12 protein-coding genes are annotated in these 21,213 nt (G+C 67.5%); 7 read left to right on the top strand and 5 right to left on the bottom strand.

Annotated features, from left to right (window positions below):
• Positions 1 to 24: 24 nt before the first annotated feature.
• The gene (locus tag ACZ5PO_RS20325; RefSeq protein ID WP_464183472.1) at positions 25 to 618 is read right to left on the bottom strand and encodes a hypothetical protein; all 594 of its coding nucleotides are present in this window, start codon (positions 616 to 618) and stop codon (positions 25 to 27) included.
• A gap of 228 nt (positions 619 to 846) precedes the next feature.
• Positions 847 to 2,346 carry a hypothetical protein gene (locus tag ACZ5PO_RS20320; RefSeq protein ID WP_464183471.1) on the bottom strand — a complete coding sequence of 500 codons (1,500 nt, stop codon included), beginning with the start codon at positions 2,344 to 2,346 and terminating at the stop codon, positions 847 to 849.
• Between the two features lie 272 nt (positions 2,347 to 2,618).
• Between ACZ5PO_RS20320 and ACZ5PO_RS20315 the strand changes: the two genes are divergently transcribed.
• From ACZ5PO_RS20315 to ACZ5PO_RS20305, 3 genes are all read left to right on the top strand, one after another.
• Positions 2,619 to 4,334, top strand: a complete 1,716-nt coding sequence (locus ACZ5PO_RS20315) for a hypothetical protein (RefSeq protein ID WP_464183470.1) — start codon at positions 2,619 to 2,621, stop codon at positions 4,332 to 4,334.
• 201 nt (positions 4,335 to 4,535) lie between these two features.
• Positions 4,536 to 8,930: a cytochrome P450 gene (locus ACZ5PO_RS20310; RefSeq protein WP_464183469.1), complete on the top strand. Its 4,395-nt coding sequence runs from the start codon at positions 4,536 to 4,538 to the stop codon at positions 8,928 to 8,930.
• 354 nt (positions 8,931 to 9,284) lie between these two features.
• Positions 9,285 to 9,452 (top strand): hypothetical protein, encoded by a 168-nt coding sequence (locus ACZ5PO_RS20305; RefSeq protein ID WP_464183467.1) that lies wholly within the window; start codon positions 9,285 to 9,287, stop codon positions 9,450 to 9,452.
• A 79-nt stretch (positions 9,453 to 9,531) separates the two neighbouring features.
• On the opposite strand, the gene ACZ5PO_RS20300 is transcribed toward ACZ5PO_RS20305, so the two are convergent.
• Entirely contained in the window at positions 9,532 to 9,813 is a 282-nt protein-coding gene (locus tag ACZ5PO_RS20300) for a GCG_CRPN prefix-to-repeats domain-containing protein (protein ID WP_464183466.1), read from the bottom strand.
• Positions 9,814 to 10,091: 278 nt separating this feature from the next.
• On the opposite strand from ACZ5PO_RS20300, the gene ACZ5PO_RS20295 reads away from it, so the two are divergent.
• From ACZ5PO_RS20295 to ACZ5PO_RS20285, 3 genes are read left to right on the top strand one after another with little or no spacing between them, the layout of a single operon-like run.
• Positions 10,092 to 11,087, top strand: a complete 996-nt coding sequence (locus ACZ5PO_RS20295; protein WP_464183465.1) for an ImuA family protein — start codon at positions 10,092 to 10,094, stop codon at positions 11,085 to 11,087.
• Complete coding sequence (locus ACZ5PO_RS20290) at positions 11,071 to 12,558, top strand: Y-family DNA polymerase (RefSeq protein ID WP_464183464.1); 1,488 nt, start codon at positions 11,071 to 11,073, stop codon at positions 12,556 to 12,558. The genes ACZ5PO_RS20295 and ACZ5PO_RS20290 overlap by 17 nt, the downstream gene beginning before the upstream one ends.
• Positions 12,555 to 15,845, top strand: a complete 3,291-nt coding sequence (locus ACZ5PO_RS20285) for an error-prone DNA polymerase (RefSeq protein ID WP_464183463.1) — start codon at positions 12,555 to 12,557, stop codon at positions 15,843 to 15,845. Before ACZ5PO_RS20290 ends, ACZ5PO_RS20285 begins: the two co-directional genes overlap by 4 nt.
• Before the next feature lie 77 nt (positions 15,846 to 15,922).
• On the opposite strand, the gene mscL is transcribed toward ACZ5PO_RS20285, so the two are convergent.
• A complete protein-coding gene (mscL, locus tag ACZ5PO_RS20280) occupies positions 15,923 to 16,381 on the bottom strand; it encodes a large conductance mechanosensitive channel protein MscL (RefSeq protein WP_464183462.1) in 459 nt (152 codons plus the stop codon).
• 156 nt (positions 16,382 to 16,537) lie between these two features.
• Here mscL and ACZ5PO_RS20275 point away from each other — a divergent pair, with 156 nt between their 5' ends.
• A complete protein-coding gene (locus tag ACZ5PO_RS20275) occupies positions 16,538 to 20,065 on the top strand; it encodes a PAS domain-containing hybrid sensor histidine kinase/response regulator (protein ID WP_464183460.1) in 3,528 nt (1,175 codons plus the stop codon).
• A 116-nt stretch (positions 20,066 to 20,181) separates the two neighbouring features.
• Here ACZ5PO_RS20275 and ACZ5PO_RS20270 read toward each other — a convergent pair whose 3' ends face one another.
• Positions 20,182 to 20,733 (bottom strand): N-acetyltransferase family protein, encoded by a 552-nt coding sequence (locus ACZ5PO_RS20270; protein WP_464183459.1) that lies wholly within the window; start codon positions 20,731 to 20,733, stop codon positions 20,182 to 20,184.
• Between the last annotated feature and the right edge of the window lie 480 nt (positions 20,734 to 21,213).

The raw sequence follows: 21,213 nt of genomic DNA, 5'->3' as shown, positions 1-21,213 counted from the left end.
TGCGGCGCCGGGTGTGGATCTTATCTAAGGATTGGCCTCGATCATCCTCGCGATATACGCGGCGGGCATGTCAATCGGCGTCCGTTCAGGCACGTTCAAGCCGGCCGCCTTGAGCGGCTGGGCAACCCTGATCGCGAAATCGATGCAATCGTTTCGATTCAGCGCGTAGCTCTCCGCCGACCCAGCCAGTTCGTCCGGCAGGCCGAGCGCCGTGAGCGTGGGGCGGGCTGCACTCAGAGCTTTCTGATACACGGCGCGATCGATCTTGAGGTTGAGGCAAGCCTGCCTCAGGTGGGTGAAGCGCTCCTCCGCCTGCGCCCCGACCACCGCCTTACCGCCGAAGTAAGTAAAGGCGATGGAAGACAGCCCCGCCCCCGATGCCACGGTGTGGCCGACGGCGCGAAAGTTGCGCGGCTTGCCGACATGTCTTTCGCTGAACGCCACGAACGCGTGCCCCGGAAAACCGAAGCCGTTGGGACTGGATCTCGAGCAGAAGCTGATTTCAGTCTCGCCGGTGGCGTCAGTCCGGGTGCGCAGATCTTTCTCATTGGCAAGCTCGGGAGCAGCAACGGCCGCCGCCAGCGTCGCTCCGCCCGCGACGAGGACAATGACCCTCAATGACCTCCCAGGCGACCTTACGAACACCATGGCAAACAGATCCGCTTGCCGCCGATCGAGCCGATCTGGACGGGCTTTGGCTTCGGCAGACGTTGTCCAGGGTTCAAGCTTTGTTTCATCAAAGCCTCGCAGCCATTTGCGGCGACCTTCGAGATGAGGGACGGATCTGCCTCGCGGACCGCCGTCAACTCCGTCAGCCCCAGGTTAAGCTATTGATTTCTTCCAACGTCAGACCACGGTCGCCAGTCTTCGGACGAGGGACACGGCGGGCGAAAATAGGAATGCGCCACCTGTCGCAGTCACGAATTGCTCGGGGGCGGTCGCCTTGTAGGGCACAGCCGCGTCCGCACTTGGCAGCGAGCCAAACCTGATTTCCCTGCCGCCCTGGCCGACCAAGAGATCGTGGCCTTCCCCGCATATCCCCAGCCGGTCGAAATGGCTCCTCCAGTCCCGGCTCAGCGCAACGAACTGCTCTGCGAATGATGTTTGGTATGCGAGGAACAACAATCCGCGGTCCACAGAACCTCGCTTATCTTCCTCATATCGCGGCCCGTATGGGATTCCGCGCAGAAGCACCTGCAGCCGAAGCGTGTTCTGCTTGTCTGCGGGCACGTCCCGCGGATTGACCTTACGAATGGGCGTGCGGTGTGGACCGATTCTGCCATTTCGATTGGCCGGGGCACGACGTATCGTCCGTCGCCGACCGTCGGGCTCGATAACGGTGAGGGGTGGAGCGACCGAACCGTAGCCGCGACGTGTATCACCAAGGACCGCTTGATCTTGGCCCGATAGCAAGACGCTGTAGGGCGTGCCATCGGGCGGCCGCCCGATGGCACGGGCGGCAAGCGCCGCGGGGCTGACGACGTGCCCCGCATGCTGGGTCGTCGCGGCGGCTTGCTCCGCGCACCAGCGGCGGAAACCTGGAACGTCCTGACGGAGGCGTCGGTAGACGAGGAAGCTGCCGTTCGTCATCCAGGCTTCCCCGCCCGTCACCGGGCTCGACGTGGGCAGCTTATCCGACAATTGTCCGTGATAGCCGAAGACGAACTGCCCAGGCCACACGAGCGGCCTGTCGGGGGCTGCCGTCGTAGCGCCGGCTGGTCCGATGATCGTACGGGGATAGAGGAAGTCGTCATCTTCATCGGAGAGGCGCCCGCGCGGCGTCACCTCGGACATGCCGTCGTGGAAGCCAAAATGTTCCCTCTCGTCCAGCAGCTTGGCGCCGTGCTCGCGAAACAGCACGTCCAGGCCGACACATTGCGCACCGCGCTCGAGAGCGCGCGCCGTCTCATGCAGAAGGATCGAATCGTCCGCCCCGAGGATCAGCAGGACATCCGGGGTATCCGCATGCGTGCGCCCGTAGAGATAGCTTTGGAGTTGGGGATCGCCCAGCTCCCGCGCGACGTCTCCCATGGCTTTGCGGAAGTACCGATCGCGGACCTTTGTGGTCGCAAGTCCAAGCGCTTCGCACCCGCGCGCCGAGAACGCGACATTGATCAGGACGACCGGCAAGACTTCGTCGAAGCGGCGCGCCAGGCGCCGCGCGAGGCGGAAGCGGGCAACACCGGCGAGTGTCGACAGAGGGAGACGAGCAAGCCAGTCGCGGGCGGCTGGTCGTGCCACGCCTGTGGCGAACTGCAGCCCGACAAGGGCGAGATATTGGCTATTGAAGCCGCGCAGGACGTTCCCCTGGATCTCGTCAGCGGCCAGTATCGGTTCTTTGAACATGGCAGCCTCTCAGAACAGGGCGCGGATGGGCCGCGCCATGGCGTTGGGGGGCAATGTTCGCGAGCAGGGTCCAGCGGCCGTGACGGGGGTGTTCGGATTGCGCAATTAAATCGTGATTTCTGCGTGAATGCGTTTAGCGTGCGATTGTGTACCCGGCAGAGCCCGATCTAGTGATGGAGCGCACACCAATCTCATACACGCTGAGGCTGCTGGGGACGTTTCGGCTACTCGGGCCAGCTGGCCTGCAGATCGAGATCTCCAGCCGCAAAGGGATGGCGCTGATCGCCATGCTGGCTACATCGGACGACGGAGAGCGCGCGCGATCGTGGCTGCAAGACCGGCTCTGGGGCAGCCGGCAGCTGGAGCAAGCGCGCGGTAGCTTGCGGCGCGAGCTTTCGGAGCTGCGCAAGCGGCTCAATACAGGCTCGACGGAGCTCCTGATCTGCAAGCGTGATCGGGTCGGACTGGCGCTCGCGCATGTCAACATCGACGCGCGCGCTGTCATGCTCGGCGAGGTGGCGGCCGACGAGCCGGCGCTCCTGGGGTCCCGCGAGTTCCTGGAAGGCGTCGATATCGCCGGCGAAGAGGGCTTCGAGGAATGGCTGCGGGCCCAGCGCCGCATGCTTGCCGATCGTGCCGCGCGGGCGCGGTCGCCGGCCTCCTCCGGCGAGCCACCCCAGCCCTTGCAGCCGATGGTCGAACTGCCGGCACGGATAGTGGATGTCTCGCAGCCTGCACCCGGGTTCGGGGGACGGCCGGCCTTGGCTGTTCTGCCGTTCCGGAATCTGACCGGCGAGCCTGAGAACGACTACCTGTCGGAGGGGCTGAGCGAGGATCTGATCGACCGTCTCTCCCGTCTGCGGTGGCTGCCGGTCATCGCCCGCAGCTCGAGCTTCGCTTTTGGCGGCGACAGCATCGATCACCGGATCGTCGGCCGTCAGCTCGGCGCCAAATATCTGTTCGAGGGCCGCATCAGGCGGGCCGCGACCGGTTTCAGCCTTGCGGTCGAGCTGTCCGACGCGGAGACGCAGCGCGTTCTGTGGTCGCATCGCATGGAGGAGCCATCGCTCCATGCGCAACAGGTGCAGGCGCAGATCGTCGCAAGTCTGGTCGGCGCGCTCGACACCCGCATCGATACCGCCGAGCAAGTGTCGGCGCACACCAAGTCGCCGCGCGATCTGAGCGTCAGCGATCTGATCTGGCGCGGACGGTGGCATATCAATCGCTTGACGAGGGAGGATGCCGAACGGGCGCGCGTCCTCTTCAGGCGGGCCCTCGAGCTCGAACCGGAATCGGCCGAAGCGCTGATTCAAGTGGCGTGGGCGCTCGGGCGGTCGATCTGGGCGGAGCGAGGGGCGCCCGACAAGGTCGCCGAGATGCGCGATCTGGCGCACCGCGCGATGCGCGCCGATCCGGAGGATGGGCGCGGCCACTGGCTGGCCGGCGTGGCCGAGATGTGGTTCCGGCGCCCATCGCGCGCAAAAGTTCTGTTTCACAGCGCGCTTGCGCTCAACCCGAGCCTGGCAGAGGCGCATGCGCAGCTGGGCGACGTTCATACCTGGGATGCGGAGCCGGAGCTCGCTCTGGAGGCCGTCAGGACCGCCTTGCGGTTGAGCCCGACCGATCTGCTGGTTTTCGCGATGCTCAGCATCATGGCGACAGCACACTGGATGCTTGGCGCCTACGTCGAGGCCATCGATCACGCCGAGCAGGCGATCATCCGCCGCCCCGGCTATTGGTACGGTCACGTCATCAAGATCAATGCTCTGGCCGATCTGGGAGATCATGTGGGAGCTGCACGCGCGCTGAGCGAGCTGCTGGCCGTCAAACCGAAATTCGAGCCCGACTACGTCGACTGGGTGCCGTTTGTCGATCCGGCGTGGACGGCCCGGCTCAAGCAAGGCCTGGCTCTGGCGGCGGCCGAACGGCACAGGTGGACAGCGACGGAGCCGGCTGGCGACGAGGCGCGGACCGCGGGTGGGTGCTGACGGCGGGAGCCGACCGATCGTGAGAGAGCGCCTGCGCGGCGCCGGTGTAGCGAGATCCGCAAGACGCCGACCCTGGGGCAGCGCCCAGAGCGGATGTCGGATCTTCGAGCGATACGCGTAACTCGACTGTGGTGCAAACCGCCACGCTCGGGGCATGCAGCCGCTATTCGAGAACATCAAAGGACAGCCCGGGGGGGAGCGATGTGGTCCTTTAAGTACTATGACGGCATTCGCGCCGCCCAGCGGCAGCAAAGCTCAAGCACCTCGGCAACCGCCCAAGACTTCGATCTGGACCGGCCGCAAGGCCGCCTGAGTGTCTTCGTCGGGTCTCTCGTATCGAGATCCCTCCCGCTGCTGTTCTGGTTCTTCCGTACGTTCTGGCCCAATCCGCAGTTCGGCCGACTGGTCCTGGTGACCCGCGAAGCCGACGTGCGCCAGGTCTTGACCGAATCGGACGTGTTCGAGGTGCCGTTTGCTTTGGAAATGACCGAGCTCGGCGGCGGAACGAACTCGGTCCTCGGCATGGAGGGCGATGAGCATGACCAACTGAACACGATTATCCGTGCCGCGATCCACAAGGGGGATCTTGATCTCGTCCGGGACCATACGCGTCGGGTCGCCGACGCGCTTCTGACGAACGCGGGTGGGCGGATCGACGTCATCGGCGATCTCATCACCCGCTGCGCGACAGAAGCGTGCGCCAAGTATTTCGGCTTGCGCGTCGATGATCCGACGGCGTTCGCGGATTGGACAGTGGCCATTTCGGCCATGCTGTTCGCCGATCCGTTCGGGGCCCCCGAGACACGGCGACGGGCTGTTTACGCGGCCGATCGCCTGAAGGCCGTCGTCGACCGCGCGATTGCGGACGCCAAGCTTCGGGCGAGTGGAGGCGCCCCCGCCGATGCGCTCGTCGACCGCTTCCTCCAGCTCAAGGCCGCTCACCCCGGCCTGACGGACGGCACGATCCGGGCCACCTTGATCGGGCTGATGACGGGATTCATTCCCACGAACACACTTGCCGCCGGCAAGATGCTGGACGAGCTGCTGCGACGCCCGGACGCGATGAAGAAGGCCGTGAAGGCTGCCGTCGCAGACGACCGGGCGACTCTCACCGCTATCCTCCTCGAGGTGGCGCGGCTGAACCCGGCCCTCTCGCCAGGCCAATGGCGATATGCCCGCAAGGACGGGACCATCGCAGACGGCACGCCACGCGCCAAGCGTGTCCGCGAAGGCTCGGTGGTTCTCGTCGCGACGGCATCGGCGCTGCGTGACAGCCGCGCCGTCGACAAGCCGCACGAGTTCATGCTCCGGAGTGATCAGAGCACGGATCTGCTCTTCGGCGCTGGTCCCCACTGGTGCCTGGGCAAGTATGTGGCGACGGCTCAGATCACGGAGGTGTTCCTGGCGCTGCTGGCGCAGGCGGACCTGCGGCGCTGCCCCGGCCCCGCGGGACGGTTGCGGTCCGCCGGCGCATTTCCGCGGCAGCTGGACATGGTGTTCACGCCGAAGAGCGCACCTGCCGGCCAGTCGATGATCACCGTGTGCGCCCCCCTGGCGGTCCCCGCCGAGGCGGAGGCGCTGCGCAAGCAGATCTGCGCCCTCGGCAATCCCGCCGGCGCAGCCTTCGCGCAGGATCTCACGGCGACGGGTGTCGTCCACTTCGCCTCGCTGGCGGTCGTCGAGCTCGGCAATGAGGATCAGGCCGCGCCGCATCTCCTGCTCGAGCTCAACGTCGACGGACCGCAGGAGGCGGCACTCGAGGCGGTGGCAGCTGCGGCGGTGAGCTGGTTGGGCCCGATCTTCACCCACGTCAAGGACGCACCGCCCTCGCTGTTGGAGGCGATGACGAAATACGCCCTCGCGGCGCGCGCCCTGCCCTGGGGGGCGACGGGCCTGAACTTCAACGGCACGCCGGAGTTCCCAGCGGCGGAGATCGGCCGCCAGGAGGAGCTGGCGATGTTTGCGCGGGATGCGATCGACCATTACCTCCAAGACAATGTCGCGGTGGGCGCCAAGCCCATGGCCACGCTGAACCATGTGCGCAATCTGATCCGGCAGGACGATCGGCTCGTGGCCATGGCGCAGGCGGACCCGCGCACCGCGGCGCTCCTTGAGCGCGGGGCCAAATTGGCCGACCTGCTGTTCCGCCCCATGCGACGGCGCCTGCTGATTTCCGAATGGACGGAGAGCGGCGCCGGCGGGGCCTTGGCCCGCTTCGCGCAGTCGCGGGCCGCGTGGCCGCTCTATATCTGCGCGGGCGGCCTCCTGTGCTTGCTGATCGTCGGGTTCTATACCGCCATCGTGCCGGAGACAACCGTTCAGAGGGTCACCGCCGCCCTGCTTGCGGTGACGGGCGGCATTGTTGCCGAAGTCATCGTGCTCGGCCTCTTGGCCTTGGCCTTCACCCTGCTGCTCCGATACCACGAGAGCCGGGACATTCCCGACGAGCGGCGTGCCGAGCTCGCGCATCTGCGGGCCGCCACCGCGCGTGAAGACGCGCCCGGCTACGCTCAAAACCATTTCATGGCCGTTACCACGCTGAAGCAGGGTTGGTTTCGCAGGCTAACGCTGGCGTCCGCCCTGTGGGGTATCAAGCAGCTCGTCACCTTCGCGTATCGGCCGGGATTCGTCGTCGACATGGGGAGCATTCACTATGCGCGCTGGGTCTGTGTTCCCGGCTCCGGTAAAATGCTGTTCCTGGCGAACTATGACGGCAGCTGGGACAGTTATCTTGAAGACTTTGTCACCAAGGCGCACGCAGGACAGACCGCTGCATGGAGCAACTGCGTCGGATTTCCGCGCACCCGATTTCTGATTGGAGAGGGCGCGCGCGACGGTGATCGCTTCAAGCGCTGGGTCCGCAGGCAGCAGGTGCCGTCCCAGTTCTGGTACAGCCGCTTCCCCAAGCTGACGACCGACCGAATCCGGAGCAACGCGCTGGTTCATGACGGACTCGTGCGTGCCAAGACGGATTCAAGCGCCCGCGCCTGGCTTGCGTGTTTTGGATCCGTGCAGCGGCCCGAGTTCGCCATCGAGTCCGACGAAGTGCAAGCACTGGTGTTTGGCGGGTTTGGGCGCCTGAGGCATGGGGCCTGCGCCTTGTTGCGTCTGCCGACGAAGCCGTCCGAGCGCCGAGACTGGCTGAACGCGCTGGCGTTGGACCAGACAATCGAGCGCTCTTACCTAGGCTCCGACCTCGCCATCATGTTCGGCGATACGCCGGCTGGAGACAGGGACAGCGCAACCTTTGTCGCCTTCTCCTCGGCGGGGCTTCGGAAGCTCGGCCTGCCAGGCGATCTGAACAGCGGCGCACTGGCGACGTTTCCGGGCGCTTTCAACATCGGCATGGCAAGCCGCGCCCAAGTGCTCGGCGACTTCGAAGGCTCAGCGCCAATGCATTGGCGGTGGTCCGACGGCGAGGGCGAAGGGGGCGTGGACGCTGCGTTGCTGGTCTACGCACGATCGGCCGCGATATGCAGCGACCTGCTGGACAAGCACGTCGCCCTGTTAGGCGGGACGGAACGAGCCGTTGTTCAAAGCATTCATATGCAGCCAATCGGCGCCAATGAAGTTGTACACGAGCATTTTGGCTTTCGCGACGGCATCTCTCAACCAATCATTCGAGGCACGCAACGATTTGTTAAGGGGGCCTTACCCAATGACGTGGCCGAGCCGGGCGAGTTCATTCTGGGCTATCGCAACAATCAGGGTTATTTCCCGCCGTCGCCGGTCGTCGGTGCCGAGTCCGATCCGGGAAACCGCCTGCCGACCCTGGAGGCGGAGACACCGGCCCGTTTCCCGGCTTTCGCCAGCTCGCCCGCAGCGATGCTGTCCCACGACTTCGGGCGGAACGGAACCTTCCTCGTCCTGCGGCAGCTCAAGCAGGATGTAGATGGCTTTCGCCAATTCACCGATGACAAGGCCAAGGAGCTTCGGCGATACTATCGCCGCGACGCAGCCGCCAGCGCGAAGATCAATGCAGATTGGGTGGCCGCCAAGATGATGGGCCGCTGGCAGGACGGGACACCGCTCGTCGACGCGCCTCTCGCGCCGCCCGCCCACCCCCGCGCGCAACCGAACAACGACTTCGCCTTTGGCCTCGATGACCCGAGCGGCCTGCGTTGCCCCCTTGGAGCCCACATCCGGCGGGCCAATCCGCGCGACAGCTTCCAACCCGGGGAGGCCGTCGCGCGATCCATCGTCAATCGCCATCGTCTGCTCCGGCGTGGCCGTCCTTACGAGGTTGGGCATGAAGCGGCCGGCGGACCTGAAAAAGGCCTGCTGTTTGCCTGCCTTTGCGCCGACCTCGAGCGCCAATTCGAGTTTGTTCAGCAATCCTGGCTGAACTCTCCATCCTTCCATGGACTGCACAATGAAGCAGATCCGATCGTCTCGGCGATGGCGTCCGCCAACGTGTTCACGATCCCGACAGCGTCAGGTGCTCTTACGCTCGAAGGCATACAGAGCTACATCACCACCGTTGCTGGTGGTTATTTCTTCATGCCGAGCCGATCATCACTTCGCTACCTTGCGGATACAAACATGGCGGGCTCGTCGACTGGGAGCGCTTGGCACGACAGCCAGACCAGCTCCTGAGGCCTTCACGCTGACGCCTTCGCCGCATGGGATGGCGCGCCGGCGGGTACCCAAGCGCTCTACGACCGCAAGTTGGCCGTGGGATCGTCATGCTCACGGAAGCGTCGCGCCCCTGGCGTGCGACCATCGAACCCGATCGAGCTGACCGAGCCGACCCCGCACGACGGCAACCATCGAGGCGGTTGTGGTGTGCATCAAGCCACTGTGACCGATCGGTGACGCGCCTTGTCCGCTCTCCCGGGCCCCACACTATTTCGCGCGATCCGAGCTTCGGTCCGGCGCTCCTGGCATGTATAAGCGCCTCAACAGGAGCTTCGCCCGATGCACCCCAGGTCACCTCACGCGATGGACGGCATGAACCGGAACGGTCCAGCTCGCGGCAGAGCGGTTCGCCTGCTGCTGCGAGCGGGGATACTGGCGGTGCTCGCCGCCAGCCTGGCGGCCTGCGACAAGTGCGGCAATGCCACGCCGATCTATGCCCCCTGGCACCAGGGCGCGTGTCACGGCGAGACGGTCAAGTAGGCCGTCAAATGCAAAGAGAGCCCCCGAAAGGGCTCCCGCTCATCGTCAGAGCTGCTTGGTCAGAGCTGCTTGCGCTGTCTCAGCCGCAGACGCGACGCGGTCCCCACGGGGTCGGGCGGATCCAGCAGCGGACCGGCCGGTAAGCCCAACCCGGCGGACGGGCATAGACCGGACGGCCATAGCGGCAGCCGCCGTAGGGGCCACGCCAGCCGCCGGGACCGCAGCCCTGGGCCACGTGGGTGACGAGGCCATTGTCGAGGGCGATGCCGCCGCCGGACATCGGGCCTGCGGGGAAGGCAAAGGCGCCCGAGGCGAAGAGCATGGCACCTGTCAGGGCGGACAGGCCGAGCATCCTGTTCATCATTGAACTCCCTTTGGACAGCTATCGGTCCAGCCCCCTTACCTGGACCGCTGTCCGGGGCGGCAAGGTGGCGACGCGGCCAAGGCAATCCAGAATGCGCGGCTATGGTCAACAATCGGTAAACTCACGATGACGGGAGCGGGGCCTCGGCTGAACGGATGGCCGCTGGAGCGGAGCACGCCGGCCATCCATTCCAGGCATGCAAGTCGCCACGATTGACTCGTCCGCGGCTTGCCATATCCTAGAACATAACATGAACAAACAGGACGACAGCTTCCGTGCAAGCCTCGGCGTTCGCCCAGTTGCGGCATACCATCAGCCGGCTGGAAGGCAGACCTGCGACCGGCCGGGACTGGGCGGGCGAAGCAGCGGTCGACCCGGCAGCCGGTGCAGACGGCCGGCTCACCGCCCTCCGTATTGGCCTGGGCCTGGCGGATGCGGACAAGGTGCTGCACGGCGGCCTCAAAGCGGCGGCGCTGCACGAGATCTTTGCCGCCTCCTCAGCGGACGGGCCGGCCGCCATCGGCTTTGCCGTCGGGCTGGCGCAGCGGGCGCTGTCGGCCCCGACCAGGGCCGGCCGCAGGCGGCTGCTCTGGATCCGCGACGACTTCTGCGACCTGGAATGGGGCGGCCTGTTCGCGCCCGGCCTGGTCGAGTGGGGGCTCGATCCCGATGCTGTGGTGCTGGTGCGGGTGCCACGCCCGCTGGATGGCCTGCGGGCGGCAGCGGATGCGCTGGGCTGTGGGGACCTCGCCGCCGTCGTCCTGGAAAGCTCTGGCGCCGACGCCCTGTTCGATTTGACCGCGACGCGCAAGCTCGCGCTCACCGCGGCCGCTTCGGGCGTGACCGCCCTGGTGCTGCGCCTGGACGGCGCCCCCATCCCGAGCGCCGCCGAGACACGCTGGCTGATCGAGACGGCTCCGTCCGCGACGGAGCCGAGCCAACGGTGGCAGCCGTGGCTCGGCAACCCCGCCTTCGCCGCCACCCTGACCCGCCACCGCAGCGGCCGCGACGGGCGCTGGACGATGGAATGGGACGGGGATGACCAGCGTTTCCGCGCCCCCCCTTCGCGGCCAACCGAGACAATCGACGATGGCGCCCGTCTCCCCATCCCATTCCCCCTCCGCCCGGCGGATCCTGGCCCTCTGGCTGCCGAAGCTGACGGTCGAGCGGCTGGCCTTGCGTCGGGCCGGAGCCGCCCACCGCTCCCGGCAGCAGGCCTCCTCCTCGCCCGTGGACCGATCCCCGGTCGTGGTGGTGGCCAAGATCGATAACGCACTCCGGCTGACGGCCGTGGACGATGCCGCAGCGCGGCTGGGCATACGCCGCGGCCTGCCGCTGACGACGGCCCGCGCCATCCACCCGGACCTCGAGGTCATCGAAGCCGATCCGGCGGCGGACCAGGCGCTGCTGGAGGCCATCGCCGACTGGTGCGACCGCTATACCCCCTTCGTCGCCCTCGAGCCGCCGGACGGGCTGCTGCTCGACATGAGCGGCGCCGCCCACCTCTTCGGCGGCGAGGAGGCCCTGGTCGCCGACATCATCCAGGCGATAGCCCGCCGCGGCTTCACCGCGAACGTGACGGTCGCCGGCAGCATCGGGGCGGCGCGGGCCCTCGCCCGCTACCGGCCCGGAACCATCGTGCCCGCCGGCGAGGAGGCGCAGGCGGTCGCTCCCCTCCCCGCTGCGGCGCTCGGCCTGCCCGCCGACGTGGCCCAGGCGATCCGACGGGCCGGGCTTGCCACCGTGGCCGACCTCGTCGACCGCCCCCGCGGCATCTTCTCGTCGCGCTTCGGCTCCATCGTCGGCACGGCGCTCGACCGCCTCTGCGGCATGGGCGACATGCCGCTGTCGCCGCGCCGGCCGCCGCCGTGCTTCCGCATCGGCCAGCGCTTTGCCGATCCCATCGCCGACGCGAACACCATCTCTGCCGTCATCGAAGGCCTCGCCCGGGATCTGGCCGGCCACCTGGAACGGGCGGGCCAGGGGCTGCGCCGCGTCGAAGCCGCCTTCTTCCGCAGCGACGGCGCCCTCACCCGCATCGGCGCCGACACCAGCCGTCCCACCCGCGATGCCACCGTCATCGCCCGCCTGCTGCAGGAGCGGCTGGAGGCGCTCGCCGATCCGCTCGATCCGGGTTTCGGCTTCGATCTCATCCGTCTCGCCGCCCTCGTGGTCGAGCCGCTCGACACGCTGGCTTGCGCCTTCGGCGGCGGCGAGGAGGCGGAACGATCGTTCGCCGCCCTCATCGATCGGCTGGGCGCCCGTTTCGGCACCCGGCGGGTCGTCCGTTTTCTGCCGGGCGATACCCATGTGCCGGAGGCCACGGCTCACCCGGTGCCGGCGATCGATGTCGGCCGGGCCGCCGTGAGGCCGGCACCGGGCACGGCCGCGACTTGGCGGGCGGTGCGCGGACCGGCCGAGCCACCGGCGCGGCCCTTGCGCCTGTTCGATCCTCCCCAACCCATCCAGGCGCAACAACTCCCCGGCTCCGGGGTCCATCCCGACGGGCCCCCGGCCCGCTTCCGCTGGCGGCGGTGCATGCACCAGGTGGTCAAGGCGGAGGGGCCCGAGCGCATCGCCCTCGATTGGTGGCGCAACGAGGGCCGGCTCCCCGTCCGCGACTATTTTCGGGTGGAAGACGAGGCCGGGCACCGCTTCTGGCTGTTCCGCGAAGGCTGCGACGGCCTTCCCGAGCCGGGCGACGGCGGCCGGCGCTGGTTCCTGCATGGGCTGTTCGGATGAGCGGCGAACCGCACGGCAAGCCCACCTTGCCCTTTCCGCAGCCGCGGCAGCCGGCCAGGGTCTCGGCCGTGCCCTATGCCGAGCTCGGCGTCACCACCAATTTCTCCTTCCTGCGCGGCGCCTCGCGGCCGGAAGAGCTGGTCGTGGCCGCCGCCTACGCCGGCCTCAAGGGGATCGGGATTGCCGACCGCAACACCCTGGCCGGCGTGGTGCGGGCCTATTCCGCCATGCGCCACAAGGACATGCCGCAGACAGACCTGAAGCTCGTGGTCGGCGCCCGCCTCGTCTTCACCGACGGGACGCCCGACATCCTGGCCTATCCGTCCGACCGGCCCGCCTATGGCCGCCTGTGCCAGTTGCTCACCAAAGGCAAGCGGTCGGCACCCAAGGGCGAATGCCACCTCACCGTCGACGACCTGGCGGAGCACATCGCCGGCCAGTTGCTGATCGTCATGCCGCCGCCGCGGCCCGGCGCCGAGACGCGGCAGGCGCTCGAGCGGCTCGCGCCCCTGGCGCCGGACGCCGTCTGGCTCGGCGCCTCCCTGCTCTATCGCAGCGACGACAGCCGCAGGCTCGCCGAGCTCGCCCGGATCGCCGCGGACGCCGCCGTGCCGCTCCTCGCCACTAACGACGTGATCTATCACGCCCCCGAGCGGCGCCCTTTGCAGGACGTGCTGACCGCCATCCGCGAGCACGTCACCGTCATGGCCGCCGGCCGGCTGCTGGAGGTCAACGCGGAGCGGCACCTAAAGACGCCCGAGGAGATGGCGCTCCTGTTCGCCGACCGGCCCGAAGTCCTGGTCGAGACGGTGCGCCTGCTCGACCGCGTTCGCTTCTCCCTCGACGAACTGCGCTACGAATATCCGGACGAGCCGGTGCCGCCGGGCAAGACGCCCCAGCAGCACCTGGAGGACCTGACCTGGGACGGGGCGGAGGACACCTATCCGCAGGGCGTGCCCGAGGCGGTGCGCAAGATCCTGACCGAGGAGCTCGCGCTCATCGCCAAGCTCGATTACGCAGCCTACTTCCTTACGGTCCACGACGTGGTGCGCTTCGCCCGCAGCGCCGACATCCTGTGCCAGGGTCGCGGCTCGGCGGCCAATTCCGCCGTCTGCTACGTCCTCGGCATCACCGCCGTCGACCCGCATCAGCACCAGCTGCTGTTCAGCCGCTTCATCTCCTCCGAGCGCAGGGAGCCTCCCGATATCGACGTCGACTTCGAGCACCAGCGGCGCGAGGAGGTGATCCAGTACGTCTATTCCCGCTATGGGCGGGCGCGGGCCGGGCTGACCGCGACGGTGATCAGCTACCGGGCGCGCAGCGCCATCCGCGAAGTGGGCAAGGCGCTGGGGCTGACCGAGGACATCACCTCCGCTCTGGCCGGCACCGTCTGGGGCTACGGCGGCAGCACGCTGCCCGAGGCGCACATCCGCCAGGCCGGTCTCGACCCCACCAACCCCGCTATCCTCCAGGCTGTGGCCTTCGCCACCGAGCTCATCGGCTTTCCGCGCCACCTGTCGCAGCATGTCGGCGGCTTCGTGCTGACGCGTGGGCGCCTCGACACCTACGTGCCGATCGGCAACGCCGCCATGGACGACCGCACCTTCATCGAATGGGACAAGGACGACATCGACACGCTGGGCATGATGAAGGTCGACGTACTGGCGCTGGGCATGCTGACCTGCATCCGCATGGCCTTCGACCTCATCGCCCGGAATGGGGGCGAGCGAATGACCATGGCCGCGGTCAAGGATGGTGACAAGAAAGTCTACAAAATGCTGTCGGACGGCAAGTCGCTAGGCGTCTTCCAGGTCGAGAGCCGGGCCCAGATGAACATGCTGCCGCGCATGAAGCCGAAGGAGTTCTACGATCTGGTCATCCAGGTGGCGATCGTCCGGCCCGGGCCGATCCAGGGTGACATGGTGCATCCCTATCTCAAGCGCCGGCAGGGGATCGAGGACGTCGTCTTTCCCTCCCCGTCGCCGGACCATGGGCCCGCCGACGAGCTCGAAACTGTGCTGGGACGGACGAAGGGCGTGCCGCTATTCCAAGAGCAGGCGATGAAGCTCGCCATGGTCGCCGCTAAATTCACGGATGAGGAAGCCAACCAGTTGCGCCGCGCCATGGCGACATTCCGCAACGTCGGCACCATCGGCACCTTCCGCAACATGCTGGTCGGCCGGATGGTCGAGCGCGGTTACGAGCAGAGCTTCGCCGAGCGCTGCTTCAAGCAGATCGAGGGTTTTGGCAGCTACGGCTTTCCCGAGAGCCATGCGGCGAGCTTCGCCAAGCTGGTCTACGTCTCCTCCTGGATCAAATGCCACCACCCGGCGGCGTTCGCCTGCGCGCTGCTGAATGCGCAGCCCATGGGCTTCTATGCGCCGGCGCAGATCGTCCGGGACGCCGAGCAGAACGGTGTCGAGGTGCGCCATGTAGACATCAACGGGAGTGTCTGGGACAACTCCCTGGAGCCCGGCGCCGAGGGCAAGCCGGCGCTGCAACTCGGCTTCCGCCAGATCGACGGTCTGAGCCAGATCCCCATGGAGCGTCTCGTCGCGCTGCGCGGCAACGGCTATCCGGATCTGGATACCGTGGCCCGCCGCGCAGGCCTCGGCAAGCGCGCCCTGTTGCTCCTGGCCGATGCCGATGCCTTCGGCTCGCTCGGCCTCAGCCGCCGGGACGGGCTATGGGCCGTCCGCCGCCTGCCCGACGAGGCGGCGCTGCCGCTGTTCGCCGCGGCCGAGGTGGACGAGCGCGGGGCGGACGCCGACGCCGGCCTGCCGACCATGCCGCTCTACGAGGAGGTCACCACCGATTATCAGACGATCCGCCTGTCGCTGAAGGGCCACCCCATGGAGTTCCTGCGGCCGCGGCTCGCCCGCGAACGGGTGCTCGCCTGCGCCGAGGTAGCGGCGTCGGATGACGCCCGCTTCTGCCGCACCGCCGGCGTGGTGCTGGTGCGCCAGCAGCCGGGCAGCGCCAAGGGCGTCATCTTCATGACGATCGAGGATGAGACCGGCATCGTCAACGTGGTGATCTGGGCCAGGACCATGGCGCGCTTCCGCCGGGAGGTGATGACCAGCCGCGTGCTGATGGTCGAGGGACGGATCCAGCGCAGCCAGGAAGGCGTCGTGCATCTGGTCGCCGACCGGCTCGTCGACCGCACGCGGGATTTCGTGAACCTGGCACGTCAGCCGGATCCGGGTGCACCGCTCACTGACGCCCGCGCGCCGACCAGCCATCCCCGCAACGTCCGCCTGCTGCCCCGCTCGCGGGACTTCCATTAGGACTCTTTGTCGACGGATGGCCGGGGTCGAGCCCGGCCATCCATCCGCTGAAATGACTTCCTGAACGTTGCCAGGGCTCACGACGTCTTTGGCGCCAGGATCGGCGCCGGTGCGGTGGCCGACTGCCGGCCCGCCAGCAGATCGCGGATCTCCGTCAGCAGCTTGACGTCTGCGGGCGCCTCCTCGGCCTTCGCCGGCTCCAGCTCGGCCGCCCGCAACCTGTTGATCCCCCGCACGACCATGAACAGCACCCAGGCCACGATCAGGAAATTCACCGCGAGCGTGATGAAGCGGCCGTAGCCGATGACGGCGCCCTGCTTCCTCGCGTCCTCATAGGAGAGTGCCGTTACGTCGTGGCCGAGCTTGATGAAGTAGTTCGAGAAGTCGAGGCCGCCGGTGATCCAGCCGATCACCGGCATGAACACGTCGGCGACGAGCGAATTGACGATGTTGCCGAAGGCGGCACCGATGATCACGCCGATCGCCAGGTCGACCACGTTGCCGCGCATGGCGAACTTCTGGAACTCCTTGAGCATTCACACTCTCCTTGACGAAATGGGGCGGCGGGACCGCCCGCTGGGCTTGCCGCGCATCCCGCCGCCAGCCGAGCGACCGCCTTGGTCGCGCGATGGTGCAAGCGATGCGCGCCGGTTAAGATAGCGCGCGATCTGTGAAGGGAGGACAGCAGCTCGATGCTCGACAGCTGGGTGGTGGTGCTTTCGGCGCTGGCCTACCTCTGCGCGCTCTTTGCCATCGCCCATGTCGGCGACACGTCCAGCCGCGAGATGCTCGACGGTCGCTGGCGCGCCGCCGTCTACCCGCTCACCATCGCCGTCTACTGCACGTCGTGGACGTTCTACGGCTCGGTCGGGCTCGCCAGCCGCTCGGGCCTCGATTTCCTCACCATCTACATCGGCCCCGTCCTCGTCATCGGCATCGGCTGGCGCTTCGTGATGCGCATCGTCGCCCTCGCCAAGGCGCAGAACATCACCTCGATCGCCGACTTCGTCGCCTCCCGCTACGGCAAGAGCGAGAAGGTGGCGGCGGTCGTTACCCTGATCGCCGTGCTCGGCGCCATCCCCTACATCGCGCTGCAGCTCAAGGCCGTCTCCGCCTCGCTGACCACCTTCCTGGGCGCGCTCGACAACGGCTCCCTCACCGCCGCAGGGGATGGCGGCGGCCCGGTGGCGCTGATCGTCGCGGCGGGGCTGACGGCCTTCGCCATCGCCTTCGGCACGCGCCACATCGACGCGACCGAGCACCAGAACGGGCTGGTGCTGGCCATCGCCGTGGAATCGGTGATCAAGCTGATCGCCTTCCTCGTCGTCGGCTTCTTCGTCGCCTATTTCATGTTCGACGGCGTGGCCGACATCGTGCACAGGGCGGAAGCCGCCACCCAGCGCCCGTTCATCGAGCGCACGGCGTCACCGACGGGCTTCCTCACCTTCATCCTGCTGTCGGCGTGCGCGGCGCTGCTGCTGCCGCGGCAATTCCACATGATCGTCGTGGAGAACCGGCGCACCCAGGACGTGCGCCGCATGGCCTGGACCTTCACCGCCTACCTCTGCCTCATCAACCTGTTCGTCATCCCGCTGGCGCTCGCCGGCGAGGTCGTCTTCCCGGGCAACGCCGACCGCGACATGACGGTGCTGCAGCTGCCGTTGCATGCCCACGCCGGCACCATCGCGCTCATCGCCTTCATCGGCGGGCTGTCGGCGGCCACCGCCATGGTGATCGTCGATTCCGTCGCGCTGGCGATCATGATCTCCAACGATCTGGTCATGCCGCTGGTGCTGCGCCGCCGCGCCGCCGTGGGCACCTTCGGCCCCGACGAGCCGGGCAGCGCCGATATGGGCCGCTTCGTCCTCGTCGTGCGCCGGCTGGCGATCCTCGCCGTCATCCTGCTCGCCTACGGCTATTACCGAGTCGCCGGGGAAGCGGCGCTGGCGTCGATCGGCCTGCTCTCGTTCGCCGCCGTGGCGCAGATCGCGCCGGCGTTCATCGGCGGCCTCGTGTGGCGGCGGGGGACGTCGCTCGGCACCGTCGCCGGCCTCACCGCCGGCATCGCCATGTGGGCCTACACGCTGCTGCTGCCGTCGCTGGCGCCGCCCGGTAGCGACACCGGCTCGTTCCTGGCCGGCCCGTTCGGGCTCACCATCCTCAACCCGATGCTCCTGCTCGGCATCCAGCCCGGCGAGCTCACCGGCGGCGTGATGTGGAGCCTCGGCATCAACATCGCCTGCTATATCGGCTTCTCCCTGATGCGGCCCGCCACCGCCATGGAGCGCCTGCAGGCCAACGTGTTCGTTTCCCCCGAGCCGCGCATGAGCCAGAGCCTCACGCACGGCCGCGCCACCGCAAGCTACGACGAGTTGCGCGCCACGGTGGCTCGCTATCTCGGCCAGGAGCGTACCGACCACGCCTTCGACGGCTTCGACGCCAGCCGCGAGACGGTGAGCCGCGGGCCGCACGCCGCCGACATCCACGCCATCCGCTTCGCCGAGCACCTGCTGGCTTCGGCCATCGGCGCGGCCTCGTCGCGGCTGGTGCTGTCGATGCTGGTCAACCGCGGCACCTTCTCGTCGCGCAAGGCCATGAAGCTGCTCGACGACGCGTCGGCGGCGATCCAATACAATCGTGACGTGCTGCAGCACGCGCTCGACAATGCCGAGCAAGGGATCACGGTGCTCGACCAGGATCTGCGCCTCGTCGCCTGGAACCGTGCCTTCGAGAACCTCTACAGCCTGCCGAGCGACCTCGTGCGTGTCGGCGTCGGCCTCGACGACATCGTCTCCTTCAATGCGCGCCGCGGCAGCTATGGGCCGGGCCACGTAGACGATCTGGTGGCATCGCGGCTGGCCAGCATCGTGCGCGACGGCGAGCCGATGCGCGTCAAGCTGCTGCCGAGCGGCAAGGTGATCGAGGTGCGCTCCAACCATCTGCCCGATGGCGGCTACGTCACCACCTACACGGAGATCACCCAGACCGTGGCGGCCGAGGAGGCCCAGGCGCGCGCCAACGAGACCCTGGAGCGGCGCGTCGACGAGCGCACCCAGGAGCTGACGCGGCTGAACGAGGCGCTGACCCGCGCCAAGGCGGAGGCGGAGGAGGCCAACCTCTCCAAGACGCGCTTCCTCGCGGCGGCGAGCCACGACATCCTCCAGCCCCTCAATGCCGCCCGCCTCTACGCCACCGCCCTGGTCGAGCGCGACCGCACCGGCGGCAACAGCGCGCTGGCCGAGAACATCGATGCATCCCTCGACGCGGTCGAGGAGATCCTCACCGCCCTGCTCGACATCTCACGGCTCGACGCCGGCCAGATGAAGGCCGAGTTCTCGATCTTCGCCATCGACGAAGTGCTGCGCCAGTTGCAGCGGGAGTTCGAGCCGATGGCCCACGAGAAGGGGCTCGCGCTCGCCTTCGTGCCGTCGTCCCTCGCGGTGCGCTCGGACCGGCGGCTGCTGCGGCGGCTTTTGCAGAACCTCATCTCGAACGCGATCAAGTACACGCCGAGCGGCAGGGTGCTGGTCGGCTGCCGCCGCCAGCGCGGCCACCTGCGCGTCGAGGTGTGGGACACCGGGCTCGGCATCCCCGCTTCGAAGCAGAAGGCGGTGTTCCGCGAGTTCCACCGGCTCGACCAGGGCGCCAAGCAGGCGCGCGGCCTGGGGCTCGGGCTGTCGATCGTCGAGCGCATCGGCCGCGTGCTGAACCATGCGGTCACGCTCAAGTCGGAGCCCGGCCGCGGCTCCACCTTCGCCGTCGTGCTGCCGACGGCGGTGCCGATGCCCGGCCGCCGCAAGGCCAGCGCGACCGAGCCGAGCCCGGCCGCACCGCTCGCCGGCCTTAAGGTGCTGGCGATCGACAACGATCCGGCCATCGTCAACGGCATGCGCACGCTGCTGACCGGCTGGGGCTGCAAGGTCACCATCGCTGGAGGCGTGGAAGAGGCGCAGCGCGTCATCCGCGACACCTACGACCATCCCGACGTGGTCATCGCCGACTATCACCTGGACGACGGCGACGGTCTCGACGCCATCGTGGCGCTGCGCTGGAAGATGAACCACCACTTCAACGCCGTGCTGCTCACCGCCGACCGCTCGCCCGACGTGCGCGACAGCGCGCTGGAGAAGAACGTGCACGTGCTGCACAAGCCGCTCAAGCCCGCCGCCCTCCGCGCGCTACTGGCGCAATGGCGCGCCGCCCGCATCGCCGCGGAATAGGCAGGAGCATCCGCCGCGGGCACGCGCCGCCCGCCGCCGCTCCAATCCCCCGACGACCGTGGCCTCCCTTGGTGGATCTGGAGATCCCGGCCGTCGAACGGAGCGCTCTCGTTCGATCAGCTCGCCGCGCCCGATCGGGACACGTACTCAGCGATTTCGGCCACATAGACGTGGTTGAGAGCTTCGATATTCTGGAATCTATACATCCATTCGCCATTGAATCGCATGCCGTGGGACCGATAGAACTGAATGGCCCTCGCATTGTTGCAATTGACGATCAGAAACATCCTGCGGTGCCCGGCCTCGCGCCCGATGGCCAGAGCTCGCCGCAGCAGGGCGGACCCGATTCCACGGCCCTTGTGCCGCTCGCGGACGTACAGGGTCACGATCTCCGCTGTCCCGCTGTCCGGCGCAGGGGGGCGCGCACCAAGCAGGACTTTGACATATCCGAGCATGTACTCGTGTCGATGACAAACGACCGTTCTGATGCGTCGATCGTCTTGCTGCTCCGTGAAAGCCTGGATGCTGAACGTTTCAAGGAGATGATCTCCGTATGCTTTCGACACGCCCTCGTCGGCGTAGGTATTGAGCCAGACCTCGATGGAGAGCGCCGCGAGAGCACTTGCGTCCTCCGGCACGGCATCCCTCAGGGCAAATTGGCTTGGCATTGGCGACGGCTCCCGGCAGGGAGCGTAGCTATCGCACAGAAGCTTGCGTTCGGCGCGCGGTAGCGCTCCCCCCGTCGACGACGGGCACCGGCGACGGCCCGCGGTGGTCGCCGGGAAGCGGCTCCGCCAATCAGCGGAGACGGTCGCCGCCCCATCATTATTAAATCGATTTTAATATTCAAATATCGATATAAATCGATATTATACTCAAACGTGAAAGGCGGGCTCGGCGGGAGAATCAGGCGTCGTGGCATCCTGGTCGCAGCCGCCGCGGAGCAGCGCCTCGAGTTCGCGCTGGCCTTCGCCGAGCGCGCTCATCATGGAGCGCGGCCATTGCGCCTGGACCGGATCCGCTGCGGCGCTGCCGGCCGATGCGGCGACTGTCGAGCGCCTGCTCGGCGTGGCCCTGTCGAAAACGGGCAGCTCCGCTGGTCCGGCAGAGAGATAGCGTGATCAGCGTGTCGGAAGGGCGGTGTAAGA

The sequence above is a fragment of the Chelatococcus sp. KU-N122 genome (assembly GCF_055391085.1).
Note: the sequence above shows the minus strand (reverse complement) of the source record. Positions and strands in the feature narration are given on the sequence as shown.